This is a genomic window from Streptomyces sp. NPDC048504 (genome assembly GCF_043200035.1).
GTDB lineage: Bacteria > Actinomycetota > Actinomycetes > Streptomycetales > Streptomycetaceae > Streptomyces.
The window spans coordinates 14614-28685 of the sequence record NZ_JBICXA010000034.1 but is presented as its reverse complement, the minus strand read 5'-3'; the positions used below and the strand labels follow the sequence as shown (position 1 = coordinate 28685).

Genomic DNA, 14072 nt, shown 5'->3' with positions numbered 1-14072 from the left:
GGAGGGCGCTTGAACGCCGACGAGGAACGTGAGTTCCGCGAGTTCGTGGCCGCGCGGTCGAGATCACTGCTGCACTCGGCCTATCTGCTGACCGGGGACTGGGAGCAGGGCCGCGACCTGCTCCAGACCGCACTCGCGTCCACCGCCCGGCGCTGGTCGCGGCTGCGCGACCGGCAGCAGCCGGAGACCTATGTGCGCCGGGCGTTGTACCACGCCCATGTGGACCGCTTCCGACTGCTCAGCTGGGGAAAGGAGACGGTCACCGACAAGCTGCCGGACTCGTCCGCGCAGACCGCCGACCTGGCCGACACCGTGGTCCAGCGGCAGGACATCATGGCCGCGCTGCGGCGGCTGCCCAGGCGCCAGCGCGCGGTGATCGTGCTGCGCTACTTCGAGGACCGGCCCGACCAGGAGATCGCCGCGATCCTGGGCATCGCCCAGGGGACGGTCCGCAGCCAGACCCACAAGGCCCTCGCCTCCCTCCGCGCCGCCTTCGCGGAAGCGGAGCGATCGGCCACCACCTCCGCCCCTGCCTCCGGAAGGGGCGTCATCGCATGAACGACTCGACCGAACACCCGCTGCGCGCAACGTCGCTGCACGATGCCTTGCACACCCACGTCCTGGAGACCGGTGCCGATGCCGCCGGTCCCTGCCTGGCCGGCCTGGCCGACGACGCGTTGCGGGTCGCCCGGCGGCGGCAGCGGCTGGCCCGCGCAGGCGCCGCCGCCGTCGTCGCCGTGGTCGCCGCCTGCGCGGTCGCCGTCGCGGACGGCACGTCCCCGCACGCGCACGGGGTCCGGCCCGCCGCGGGGGTCACGGGGAACACCGGGAAGGCGGCCCTGATCTCCATCCTGCCGGTCACCTCGTCCACGGAGGCCGCCTGCGCCCACGGCAGCGGCGGCTACACCGTGCGCGCGAGCGCGACCCACCCGGCGTTCTGCGTCCACGCCGACCGGGCCAGGGGCATGACCGACGTCCGTGTCACCTCCGCGAAGGCCGGCAGAAGCACGACCGACGGCACCTGGCAGGTCGAGGTGACCCTCGGTTCCACCGACCGGACCCGTTTCGCCGCCCTCACCGGCTCCATCGCCGGGGCCCCGGCCCCGCGCAACGAATTCGCCATCGTCATCGACGGCAAGCTCTGGGGCAACCCCAGCGTGACCTCTTCGCTCACCGGCGGCCGGCTCGAAATCGTCGGGGCCTTCATCGGGGACCTCACCAGCGCCACCGCCCACGACCTCGCCCTCCGGCTGAATACCGGCAGCTGACCCGCACACGGTGTGACCTCCGCGTCCAACGGCAAGGGTGGCCGCAAGAAATCCTGCGGGCCACCCTCCGCCTGATTTAGGACCGGATCTGGCGTGGTCGGTTCATGGCCGCTCCAAACGCTCCGCGCGGTCCAGCATGTATCGGGGAAGTTTTGTGTCGGCCGCCAGGATTTCGATGCCGATGACTCGCCCTTCCGCATCGAAATCCAAGTTGATCATCCCGTCCACATCGATCGGATCGCACGGATACGTGTGCGCGGACGGGACGGTCACCTGCGGCTCCATGAAGTAGACATAGGCCGCATTGACCACCGGGTCATACGTAACCCGCACATCCACCATATCCGTTGACCCCTTCGCAGATTTCGGCCGGGCGATATATCCGGCCTGGACATCCTCCATCACCGCATTGATACTGCTATCGATCGATTTCCCCACGAAAACCCCATGCCACCTACACCCACACCGCACCTGATTATCGGTCCGCCTCTCCCATCCGGGAGAAGAAGGATGGTGTTTCGACAGGAGCCTCAGCCATCGCCCACGAGGGGTTGCCCGATGCGAGGAGCCCTTCTCCGCTCGGGGAGTCGAGCAGGAAAATGTAGTCAAGGTCCTCGCAGATGCCGTACTTCTGCGAAATGGCCTCAACTTCGAGGGCGGACGAGATACGGCGAACAGTGAGCCCTCTCATCACGGGTAGCGCCCGCGCCGCCCGGACGGGGCGGCGGAGGGTTCGGCCGGGAGGCCGGCCTGCTACCCCGGTTGACGTCGGCGGTCGCCAGCGACTCGACGGCCACCCAAGGTTCCCGTCTTCACGTGCCTTTTTCGGCAAGCGCGTCACGAAGTCGTCTCACTTCATCCACCAGGCGCGGCACAGCCTCTCGCGCCATCGCGATGAAGGCTGCATTCTCGTCCCAGCGTTCATCACCCGCGTCAACATAGCGCGGATGCTGCACCAGCGTTGCGGCAACGATTTCCCGGTGATCAAAATCCGGCCATCTCTCGGAGCGACCAGTATCGGGAACGGTACTCACAGCCACAAGATTCATCGCATGGTCATCGTCCAGGGTCCTGACGAACCAGGGACCAGGAGTAGCCGCAGAACACAGCTCATCGATCTCTTCGAGCTCACCTTCACCCATGCAGACACCTTCCACCAGCGCACCCAAGGGTGGCCCGCAAGAGATCATGCGGACCACCCTCGGCCTAATTACGTCCTAATATCGCTCGCTCGAATATCCGAGCCTCTCAATATTCTTGAAGAACCTCTTGTCGTTTGTAATTATGGACAACCCGTCCTGTACAGCCGAATGCAAGACCGCGGCATCATCATCGGCAATCATCGGGTTGAACGACTTCCCCTTCCACATACCCCGTAGGCGCGCCTGGAGGGAAGCAACACCATCGCTGGTGGCATCAGCCCCCATTCGACCTCCTCGCGACGACAGCCAGTCACTGATGGCCTCCGGCGAATGGCCGCCCTCAAGCAGTTCACGATGAGCAGTGGGCGAAAGGACGGGTGCGCGCCCGGCCAGTGCCGTATCAACTTCAGCGGTCTTCGCTCCGGACAGCGCATCCGTCACGGCATTCGTGTCGACTGCCACCTCGCCACAATTGTGAACCAGGACCGGAGTAGCCCCCGCCAACGCATAGTACGTATGCGTCCCGGAAACCGTCAGGTTGTTCACCGTAGCCGTCTGGGTCCACGCCCGTACCGCGCTGACCTGGACGTACGTCCCGGCCGACGTCTGCAGCCAGTCTCCCGACCGCAGTTCCTTCGCCTTCGCCCAGCGGTGCAGCTTCGGGAGCCAGATCGGATGGCCGTCCGTCGCGGTGATCGACTTGCCGTTGGCCAGGGTCAGGCGGACGAGGTGCTTGGTGCCGTGGCCTTCGATCGTGGCGGTGACCGTGCGGGCGGCCGTTGTGCCGAGGACCGGGTCCGTCGACTTCACCTTGTCGCCGGGGCGCAGGTCCTTGATCGCCTTGGTCTTGCCGTTGGCCAGCAGCACCCGCGTGTCGGGCGTGAAGCTGTTGCACTTGCCGCCTGACTCGACGGCGTCCTCGCCCGCGTCGGACGCCTTGCCGGCGTCCTTCTCGGCCGTCTTCGCGGCGGATTTCTCCGTCGCCTTCGCCGCGGCCTTCTTCTCAACCGCCTTGGCCGCCTTCTCCTCGGCCGTCTTCACGACCTTCTTCTCGACGGCCTTGGTCGCGGTTTTGACGGCCGTTTTCTCCGCCGTCTTGACCGCCGCCTGTTCCGCGCCCCGCGCCAGCACCCCGCCGCCGAAGCGCATTCCGCCGCGGGCGGCGGCCAGGGCCACTCCGCCCTCGCCGAAGGTCGCGACGGTGATGATGATGGTGGCGGCCGCCATCAGGCAGGAGCCGAGTGCCGGGTGGGTGGCGCAGCTGACGATGTCGGCGAGGCCCGAGTACTCGTACGCCACGTGCGCGACCGTCTTGGTGGCGGACCAGGCCGCGTGCTTGACCTGGGACCAGCCCCAGAACTGGCCGTTGGGGTCCTCCTTGGTGACCGGGCTGTTGTCCGCGTAGGCGTAGCCGCCCAGTTGGAGCAGGTCGGAGAAGTCCATCACCGGGTCGAGTGACGTGAAGCGCCCGGTGACAGGGTCGTAGTCGCGCGCGCCCAGGTGGATCAGGCCCGTGCTCGACTCGTCCGCGCCGCCGATGTACGCGCGGGAGCCCGCCCAGCCCGTCAGCGATGTTTCGAGGTCGCCGCGCAGGTTGCCCCAGGCGTCGTAGGACCGGGTCTGGACCGCCATTCCGGAGGCCAGTTTGATCTGGACGGTGGCCGTGCCCTGGGTGTTGGTGACCTGGGCGACCAGGGTGTGTGCGCTGGTGGCGCTGGAGGTGTAGCGGACGACCGTGGGGGCGCCGGCCTGCGCGTAGCTGCGCATGGCCCTGGTGGCGGTGGAGGTCTGGGAGCCCATGACCTCGGTCTCGCCGAGGTAGAGGGTGGTCCAGCCGCCGGTCGTCTTGGCGATCCGGGTGCCGTCCGCGTCGTAGAGGTACGACGTGCTCGCGGCGAGGGTGAACTTCTGGGTGTCGGCGCTCGCCGTGCACGCGGCCAGGGTCAGGTCGGCGCTGACGGTGGCGCTCGGCACGTTCAGGCAGAGCTTCGAGGCCGTGTTGTAGAAGGTGCCGTCCGTGCGGAGAACGAAGGACTGAGTCGTGGCGTCCGGTACGCAGGTCTTCAGCGTGATCGTCGAGCCGGTCGTCGTTCCGGATGCCGTGGCGCACTTGCCCAGGACCGTGAGCTTGCCGCCGCTCGTGCTGAACCGCTGCCCGGCCGTGCCGTTGCAGGTGTAGATCTGGATGACGGTTCCGTCGGCGGTGTGGCCGCCGCCGTCGTCCATGCACAGCCCGCCGGGTCCGGTGATCGCGCCCGATCCGGCACCGAATCCGGAGACGGACTTCAGCAGGCCCTCACCGTCGTAGACGAAGGACTGGCTGTCGCCGTTGATGGTGCGGGTCTGGGTGCGGCCGGCGTCGTCGAAGGTCGCCGCGTTGGCCTCGGTGACGGTCTTCGTGCCGGAGTCCGCCGCCGTGACCGTCTTCTGCGTCCAGCCCGTCAGGGTGTCAGGCTGGCCGGGGTCCCCGTAGGCGTACGAAGTCGAGCCGTCCAGCGCGGTGTTGAGGGCGCCGGTGGAGGTGCGCTGGGTGCTGTGGTCGGTGAGGGTGGAGCGGTTGCCGAGGTCGTCGTAGCGGTACGACTGCCAGTACGGGAGGCTGCCGTAGGCCGCCGTGCCCGTGGCGATCGTCGAGGTGGACGGGGTGCCGCCCACCGAGCCCGAGGCGGTGGCCGAGGAGTCCGACGCCTTCCAGGTCGTGCCCGAGGAGTCCGTGCAGGACTTCGCCGTCGCGCCGGTCCAGGCCTCGACGAGCTGGCCGCGGGCGTCGTAGGTGAAGCACTGGTTGTCCCAGGTGGTCGTGGCCGACGCGGTCGAACCCGTCGCCACCAGGCTGGTGTTGCCGGCCTGGTCGTAGGCGTAGGCCGTCTGGGAGACCAGGCCGTTCGCCGTCTGGGTGGCCGCGTACGAGTGGAGCAGCAGGCCGGTGGAGTCGTCGTAGAGGGAGCTGGTCCACACCCGGTAGGGGTTCTTGCCGCTGGTGGAGCGGGTGATCTGGCCGTACGGGTTGTAGACCGCGCCGGTGGTGTACCAGTCCCAGCCGGAGGTGGAGACGGGCAGGTCCTGGGTGTTGTAGCGGGTGATGACCTTCTCGGCCGTGGTCATGCCGCCGGGGGTGGCGGGGAGTGTGGTGGTGAGCGGCTTGCCGGTGCGGGTGTAGGTGTACGACCAGTGGTACGAGCCCGAGAGGTTGTCCGTGCTGCCGCTGACCGCCGGGACCGTGACCGTCTTGCCGGTCAGCTGCCCGTCCTCGGTGTAGCCGGTGGCCTCGCTGACGATGTCACCGGTGGTGGAGCCCGGCACGGTGTGCCGGATGGACTTGGCGGGCAGGCCGATGCCCTTGGCCGCCGTGTCGTAGATCCACTCGTCGGCGGGGAAGGTGTCGGAGCCGACGGTGAGGGTGGTCTTGCGGCCGAGCGGGTCGTAGCCGTAGTGCAGGACCTTGCCGGTGGCGTCCTTGGTCTGGATGACGTGGTCGGCGTCGTCGTACCAGGTCTGGCTGGTACCGGAGTCCGGGTCGGTGCTGAGGCGCACGCGGTGCCGGGAGTCGTACGTCCACGTCCAGAGGTGGCCGGCCTTGTCCTTGACCTGGGTGCGGTTGCCGAGCGCGTCGTAGCTGGTCTCGGTGTACGTGTTCGCGCTGCGGTCGGCGTTGGTGTACGTGATCGCCTTGACCGCGCGGCCCAGGGCGTCGCCGATGGTCTTCGTGGCGGTGGCGCCGGTGGGCGGGACGTTGGTGACGGAGGCGTCGGTGTCGCTGTAGGTGTTGGTGGCGGTGGCGAAGTCCGCGTTGTGGTGCAGGGTCGTCGACGTGAGCGGGCGGCCGAGGCCGTCGTAGGTGGCCCTGGTCGAGTTGGGGATCGACTGCTGGCTGGTGGGGATGTACGGCGTGGTGGCCGGCAGGCCGAGGACGTAGTAGCCGTTGTCGGTGCGGACGGGGGCGCCGTGGTCGTCGTAGCGGACCGAGGTGACCAGGCGGCCGAGGCCGGTGGCGTCCGGTGCCTGGGTCTGCACGGTGCGGCCCATGCCGTCGTAGAAGGTGACGGACTGGGTGTAACTCCCGTTGTCCTTCAGGCTCTTGGTGATGACCCGGGTCGGGGTGCGGGTGCCCAGCGCGTAGCTGATCTGGGTGGAGGGCAGGGCGTCGGCGTCGCCGGGCTGCCAGCCCTTGACCAGGCGGCCGAGGAGGTCGTACTCGTAGCGGGTCTTGTTGCCGTTGGGGTCGGTGGTGAGCGTGGTCAGGCCGCGGGCCGGGTCGATCGTGGTGATCGTCGCCTGCTGCTTGGCGTTGGTGATGGTGGTACCGGTGATGACGTACGGGCTGCTGCCGGGGTTGTAGGTGGTCCTGGTGACGTTCTTGCCGGCGTCGGTGACCTTGTTGGCGCGGCCGTAGACGTCGTACTCGGTGAGGGAGCCGGTGATCGTGCCGGTGCCCTCACCGTTGAGGGACTTCTCGCTGGTGGCGTCGCCGGCGTCGTTGTAGCCGGTGGTGACGTCGGAGACGACCGCGGCGGTGGCCGCGCTGGACACGGCGTCGCAGTCGGTCGCGGTGGTCAGCGCCCGCTTGGGCAGGCCGTAGAGGTTCGTCGACGTCCGGTTGTCGAAGGTCGTGAGGGTGCAGGTCTTGTCGCCGACGGTGGGGGTGGTGTCGCCGGGGCTCGCCAGGGTGACGACCGCGACCTCGCTCAGCTTGGGCAGGCCGTCGTCGTCCATGGCGGTGGTGGTGCGGGTGCCGCGCCACTTGCCGTTGTAGGCGGTCAGGTCGTCGACGCGCTTGACGTACGTCCGTTTCGCCACGAGGTCGCTGTCGCCGGTGCGCTTGCGGGTGGCGGTGACCGTGCTGGTGCCGGGCAGGGTGATGACCCGGCTGTGTGCCGCCGCCGCGCTCTCGTCGGAGACGTAGGTGACGGTCTCGGCGGCCTGGCCCGCGTTCTCCTCGGCGTCGTCGGCGGAGAGGGTGGCGCCGGTGTCGTCCTTGAGGGTGGTCCCGGAGCCGCGCAGGTAGTACGTGGTCGTCCTGGAGCGGGTGGCGGCGGGGCCGCCGGGGCTGCCGACCCTGGTGGTGACGGAGGCGTAGCCGCGCCAGTCGCTGTGGGTGCGCTGCGAGGGCTTGGTGAACTCGGCGTCGGTCTTGGCCCAGTAGCCGCCGCCCCCGTAGTCGTACGTGGTGACGATGTCGGGTGAGGCGAGCGCGGTCGTGGTGACGACCGTGTCCTGCTCGGTCACGCGGGCGACGGTGTACTTGTTGAACCAGGCCAGCGGCGGGTTCTCAAGGCTCTCGTCGGGCGACCAGTGCACGGGATAGCAGGCGGCCGTGTTGTCGGAGATGTCGGTGGTCGCCGGAGCGTAGGTGCAGCCCTTGTTGTAGTCGACGACGGTCTTCTTGCCGTTCTCGTCCGTGATCCCGGTGATGCGCGGGTGCCAGTACGTCAGCTCGATGTCGGCGCTGTTGGCGCGGACCCGGTTGGGGTAGGCGGTGCCGTCGAAGACGACGGCCGGCAGGGTCTGGCCCGGGGCGTCGTCCGGGTCGGTGGTGTCGGTGTCGTAGGCGCCGTGCTGGACGGAGGACAGCCACAGGCCGGGTGAGGTCTGGTACCAGCCGGAGTTGAAGGCCTGGTTGAGGGTCCACTCGTCGATCGGGTACAGGGTGCTCGTGCCGTCCCGGTGGGCCCAGGTGACGACCTTCTCCAGGCGCTTGCGGGTCCAGAAGGAGGGGAACGTCGGGCACTGCTTGGCGGTGTCCGACTTGCAGTTGAGGGTGGCCGGGGTGTCGTACCAGACGCGGTACTTCTCCGGGTCGCCGGACGTGAAGTTGTCGGCGTCGCACTTGCTGGCGGACGCGGCGAGGCAGCGCTCGTCGGTCTGGAACTGCACCTTGGCCGCGGGGACCGCGCCGAGGTCGTCCTTGTTCAGGCCGTACTCGATGCTCAGCGGGTAGGAACCGCGCTGGTACTTGACGTTCGTCTTGGTCGACTTGTTCTTGGCGTAGTAGTTGTCCTCCTGCCGGTAGTTGATCACCATGGCGTTGCCGTGCAGGTCGACGACCTCGTCGAGCTGCCAGGACCAGGCCTGGGTGCAGGAGGAGTCCTTGAAGGCGTCCGCGTGGCACGGTTCCTTCGGGTCGTTGCCGAAGACGGGGACGGTGGAGACGGAGTCGGTGTCCGCGTGGCCGTTGCCGACCTTGTCCAGGCCGAAGTAGTACTTGGTGCCGTCGCGGGTGGTGGCGATCCAGTACTCGCCCTTGTCGTCGGTGTCGCCGCCGTCGCCGTTGTCGGCGCCGGTCTTGTGCTCGACCTTGGTGCCGTCGTCGGAGCGCGGGTGCCATTCACCGCTGGTGTCGTCACGGACCAGTTCGACGGTGGTGCCGCCGAGGGACATCACCGCGTTCTGGGAGGCCCAGCACAGGTCGCCGGTCTTCTTTTTCTTGCCCTTGTTGTTGGCGTCGTCGCCGTCCTGGTCCTGGCCGCAGCCCCGGTACGAGCGCTCGATGTGCCCGGTGTCGTAGGACCAGCCCTCGCCGATCCAGGAGGTCTGCGGGTTGGCCGTGGACGTCTTGCCGTCCACCGCCTGGGAGTTGTACGAGAAGGCGATGCTCGGCGTGGGCCCCGCGGAGACCGGCGGGGTGTCGACGGCGTACGAGTACGCGAAGCCGCCCGAGGACGATCCGGCGTCCCAACTGCCCGCCGAGGAAAGGGGGGTGGCCCGGAAGGAGCCGCCGGCGCCGTTGCCGGAGTCGGTCACGCCGAGGACGCCGCCGGCTCCCGAAGTGGCGGCTGTCGTAACGGCGTTGGTGGCCGTGCCGTGGTAAACGGCGGACTGCGCACTGCCCTTGTCGAGTGCGGCGGTCGCGTCGGCGGTGGTGGTGCCGGTCGTGGTGTCGGCGTCCATCGGGGTGGACAGGTCGACGGTGGCCTCGACCTTGGTGGCGCCCAGGTCGGTGGTCTCGTTGCCGTCGGTGTCCGTGGTCGTGGTGTCGGCGCGCAGGTCGGCCGAGTTGTCCAGCGGCTCGGGGGTGGCGCACGCCTCGTTGTCCGGGGCGGTGAGGAAGCACTCCGGGTAGCGGACCAGTTGGAGCCGGTCGGACCACTGGGCGCCGAAGTAGTTCTTGAAGTCGGTGTAGTCGACCTGGAGTCGGGCCGGGGCCGGGGTGGTGTCGCTGGTGGTGACCTGCATGAGCAGGCCGTTGACCCCGGCGGCGGCGGTGTCGGTCTGGCTCAGTACGTCAACTGCCCAGGTCCCGACGGGCTGTTGGGTGGTGTCGTCGGAGGCGGCGCCGATCTTCACCGGCACTCCGCCGCCGACCTGGACGAGCCCGTCCTCGGCGGCGGCGAGCTTCTCCGGGGTGATGTCGGCGGTGCCGTCGGGACCGGCGGCCGGTATCGCGGTGCTGCCGTCCGGCGGGTCGGTGTCGTCCTGGGCCGGGTCGATCGCGTACTGGCGCGCGTACCCGGACAGGGACTGGTCGGCGCCGTCCACCGGGTCGGTGGCGGGCACGTCCACCATCGCGGCGACGTCGTCGTCCGGCGGCGGCTCGGCGAAGGCCTGGCCCTCCAGGGCCCCGACCGACAGCGCGAGGGACAGCAGCAGGACGACACCGGGCACGGCTCTGCGGCGCCAGGCTCTGCGGCGCGGATGCGCGCTCGGACGTGAGCGACGGAACACGGAAGGACCCCCCGGTGAGCCCGGCCGGCGGTCACCCCGGCCGTGAAGACGCGATGGAGAAAAGGAAGACGTGATGGAGAAAAGAAGGAGGAAAACAGCCCGGATTATTGGCCGTCCTTTGCCGTCGGCGCTAGATCATTTGACTTTATGTGGGCTTGATCACTGACCAGAGCATGACAAGGTGTCCCAACTCCGGGCGGAATAACGGGTGTTACAGCCGGAAGGGGACGTTCCGCCGACCGCGCCCGACCACAAGGGGCTTGCCCGGCGCACACCGGCGCTCCATGATCTGCACGTCCTCCCCACACCCCGGCATCGACCACCGGGTGGGCCGGCGGAGGGCCGTCCGCATGCGGGCACGTCATGTCGCCACCGTCAGAGGGGAAACGGTTCGGTGTCCTCCGCTTCTTGGCCGCACAGGCTGAGCCCACGTCAAACACGCCTGCTCGCGGGGCTGTTGGCGCTGATCCTGGCCGCCGGGACTGCCTGGGTGCTGCTGCCGGACCACGATTCCGGCGGCTCCGCGGCGAAGGGCGGCGGCGCGAAACCCCACCCCCGCACGGAGACCGAGGCACGCGCCCTGGCCAGGAGTTCCGGCAAGCGCGTCGAGATCGTCACGGCCCGCACCGCGACGACCACCACCTGGGCCGACCCCGGCCACACGCTGACCACCCGCATCCATGTCTCACCGGTGCGCACCAAGGTCGGCGGCACCTGGCGGGCCATCGACCCGACGCTGCGCCGCACCGCCGACGGCGACTGGACCACGAAGGCCACGACGACGCCGGTGGTGTTCTCGGGCGGCAGCAAGCACACCGGGACCAAGCCCAAGTCGACGGCGGGCAAGGCGAGTTATGTACGTCCGGCGGGTTACGTACGTCCAGCGAGTTACCGCGCGAACGCCGACACAGAGACCGCCGGAGACGACACCGCCACCACCCTCGTCACCCTCACCACCGCCGGCCACACGATCGACCTCACCTGGCCCGGCACCCTCCCCGCCCCCGAGGTCGAGAGCAACGAGGCCCTGTACCGCGAGGTGCTGCCCGGCGTCGACCTCGTCCTCGCGGCGAACGACGGCGGCTTCTCCGAGGTCCTGGTCGTCAAGTCGGCCCAGGCGGCGGCGAATCCGGCGCTGAAGACCATCTCCTACGGCCTGTCCTCGCCGGACCTGACGATGAAGCTGGACGCGCGCAGCGGCTCCGTCCACGCCTACGACGCCGACGGCAACGACGTGGCGGCCACGCCGACCCTCATGATGTGGGACTCGGCCGGCAAGGAGGCCACCACCGACAACCTCACCCACGGGGACGGCGGCGCGGACGACCCCGACCCGACGCCCACCGCCACGGACACCGCGAGCGAGGCACCGGAGCCCGCGGACTCCGACGACGCCGCCCGCGACCGTGGCGCCGAGGACCAGAACGCCGACACCGACTTCGGTACGGCGTCCGCCGCGCCCACCGCCACGACCGAGACCGACGGCGACGCGACCGCGAGCCCGGCGGCCGCTTCCGCGGACCCCGTCGCGACCCAGCCCGCGGGCGACGAGGACGCCGTGGTCACCCCCGGAACCACCGCCATCGACGGCGAGTTCCCGGGCCTGAACGGCCCCCAGCCCGGCACCCACAGCTCCCGCATGGACCCGGAGCTGGCTGCCGACGGCACGATCACCATCACCCCGGACCAGGACCTGCTGACCGGGCCGGGCACCACGTACCCCGTCTTCATCGACCCCAGCACCAACACCGACGCGGGCAACTGGACCACCGCCTACAAGCGCGGCAGCTGGGCGGACGCCACCTTCTTCAACGGGCGCGGCTTCAACAAGGGCACCAACGAGGCCCGCGCCGGCTACGAGTCGGACACCTTCGGCACCAGCCGTTCCTTCTTCACCATGGCCTGGCCGAACGCGGTGCGCACGACCTCCATCAAGGAGGCCACGCTCAACATGAAGGAGACGTACTCCTGGTCCTGCACCAAGAAGGAGGTGCAGGTCTGGCGCACCGGTGACATCGACAAGAAGACCAGCTGGAAGACGCAGCCCAGCTGGAACACCCGCCAGGACACCAAGTCGTACGCCAAGGGCTACAAGAAGAGCTGTGCGGCCGGGAACACGGTCTTCGACGTGAAGGAGGCCGCCCAGTACGCGGCCGACAACAGCCTGAACCACTGGACGCTGGGCGTGCGGGCCACCGACGAGGACGAGCAGTACGCCTGGAAGAAGTTCCAGGCGACGAACGACAACGCGGGTCCCAATGTCGACGTCACCTACAACACCAAGCCGAACAAGCCCACCAAGCTCAAGATGAGCCCGGGCAAGTGCACGACCAGCGCGCCCTACGTCACCATCGGCGCCAACGACCAGATCACGTTCTCCGCGTCCGTCTCGGACCCGGACGGCAAGGACGACCTGGACGTCGTGCACCTGTACCTGAAGAACGACACGACGGGCACGTACTACAACCGTGAGGCGAGCGCTTCCGGCAAGACCACGGCCAGTGTCGTCTTCGACAGCGGCGGCCTCAAGGACGGCACGTACCACTGGAACATGTACGTCAAGGACGACTATCCGACGCAGTCCCCCACCAGCTACACCTGCTACTTCAAGCTCGACACCGTGGCGCCGAAGACCCCGTTCGTGACCTCCGCGGACTTCGACGAGTCGGACGACGACAACGACAGCGGCGAGGACCAGTGGTCCAAGGCCACCTTCGGCCAGTCCGGATGCATGAGGTTCTTCAACTCACCGTGGGACAAGGTCAGTTCGTACGAGTACAGCTGGAACAGCACGGCGTACGACAAGTCGACCAAGCTCAGCGACCTGAACAGCTGCACCACCAAGTCGGGCGAGGTGATCACCGGCAACTCGTTCACGTCGGTCGTCTCCGTCACCCCGCCGCTCGCCGGACCGGCGATCCTCTACGTCAAGGCGCTCGACGCGGCCGGCAACGAGTCGGTGACCCCGAACGCGTACAAGATCTTCGTCAGCCCCAAGGACCGCGACGAGGCGACGGCCGACCTCACCGGCGACGACAAGCCGGACCTGCTGACCATCACCACGGCCACGGACGACGACGGCGTCACCAGCTACGGCCTGCGCGACTACCCCTCGGGCACCAAGGGCGACCTGTTCGTCGGCATGAGCCCGTCCTACGGCGAGACCAACAAGAACACCGCGTACGCCGACGGCTGCACGACCACCCCCGTGGACTGGAAGGACGCGCTCATCACGCACGGGGGCGACTACTACCCCGGTGACGGCCTCCAGGACCTGGTCGCCCGCATGAACGACGGCACGCTCTACGTCTACCCGGGCGACGGCTTCGGCGGCTTCAACACCTGCGCCCGGATGCCGGTCCTGCTGCCCACCACGGGCACGGACACCAGCGGGGCGAACGTCACCGTCCCGGCCGCGTCCGCCTTCGACCAGATCCTCGCCGCCGGGGACATCACGGGAGACGGCCGGCCGGAACTCTTCATGACCTCCGGCACCCAGTACTGGGCGTTCACCGGCTACACCGGCGGCTCGTTCGCCAGTGCCACGCTGCTGAACACCGGCAGTGCCTGGACGACCCGTGACCTGGTCGCGGTCTCCGACATCAGCGGCGACGGCATCGCCGACATGCTCTACCGCACCACCGACTCCGGCCGGCTGATCCTGCGCAAGGGCAAGGCCAACGCGGCGGGCACCGGCGTCGACATCCTCTCGCTCGCCAACTCCGCGGCGGGCTCGGGCGGTGCCGACACCGAGTACGCGGCCAGCGGCTGGACCGCTACCGCCGTACCCCGCTTCTTCGCCATCCCGGACGTCACCGGCGACTCGGTCCCCGACATCTGGGCCCACATGAGCGACGGCAGCGTCCGCCTCTACTCCGGCGGCAAGGCGGCGATCGGCGGCTACACGACGGTGGTCGGCAGCTGGACGGGGAAGCTGGCGTTCGGCTGACCGGGACGGATCGATGAAGGCGGATCGACGAAGCGGCGGGTTCTCACCGGG

At 68.8% G+C, this 14072-nt stretch carries 6 protein-coding genes; 3 read left to right on the top strand and 3 right to left on the bottom strand.

Translation table 11 applies throughout. The features are described 5' to 3' along the window. The first annotated feature begins 9 nt into the window (after positions 1 to 9). Positions 10 to 558, top strand: coding sequence for a SigE family RNA polymerase sigma factor (locus ACGFY9_RS48125; RefSeq protein WP_393765399.1), 549 nt, complete (start codon positions 10 to 12; stop codon positions 556 to 558). Then, positions 555 to 1268: a hypothetical protein gene (locus ACGFY9_RS48120; protein WP_393765397.1), complete on the top strand. Its 714-nt coding sequence runs from the start codon at positions 555 to 557 to the stop codon at positions 1266 to 1268. The genes ACGFY9_RS48125 and ACGFY9_RS48120 overlap by 4 nt, the downstream gene beginning before the upstream one ends. Before the next feature lie 102 nt (positions 1269 to 1370). Here ACGFY9_RS48120 and ACGFY9_RS48115 read toward each other — a convergent pair whose 3' ends face one another. From ACGFY9_RS48115 to ACGFY9_RS48105, 3 genes are all read right to left on the bottom strand, one after another. Then, positions 1371 to 1706 carry a DUF2283 domain-containing protein gene (locus ACGFY9_RS48115; protein ID WP_393765395.1) on the bottom strand — a complete coding sequence of 112 codons (336 nt, stop codon included), beginning with the start codon at positions 1704 to 1706 and terminating at the stop codon, positions 1371 to 1373. Between the two features lie 374 nt (positions 1707 to 2080). Continuing rightward, positions 2081 to 2410 (bottom strand): hypothetical protein, encoded by a 330-nt coding sequence (locus tag ACGFY9_RS48110; protein WP_393765393.1) that lies wholly within the window; start codon positions 2408 to 2410, stop codon positions 2081 to 2083. A gap of 75 nt (positions 2411 to 2485) precedes the next feature. After that, positions 2486 to 10072, bottom strand: a complete 7587-nt coding sequence (locus ACGFY9_RS48105; RefSeq protein WP_393765391.1) for a ricin-type beta-trefoil lectin domain protein — start codon at positions 10070 to 10072, stop codon at positions 2486 to 2488. Between the two features lie 394 nt (positions 10073 to 10466). Between ACGFY9_RS48105 and ACGFY9_RS48100 the strand changes: the two genes are divergently transcribed. Continuing rightward, complete coding sequence (locus ACGFY9_RS48100; protein WP_393765389.1) at positions 10467 to 14021, top strand: FG-GAP repeat domain-containing protein; 3555 nt, start codon at positions 10467 to 10469, stop codon at positions 14019 to 14021. Positions 14022 to 14072 lie beyond the last annotated feature (51 nt).

Coding starts and splice junctions, on each gene's coding strand:
- ACGFY9_RS48110 (WP_393765393.1), bottom strand. CDS start 2,410: ATGGGTGAAGGTGAGCTCGAAGAGATCGATGAGCTGTGTTCTGCGGCT.
- ACGFY9_RS48120 (WP_393765397.1), top strand. CDS start 555: ATGAACGACTCGACCGAACACCCGCTGCGCGCAACGTCGCTGCACGAT.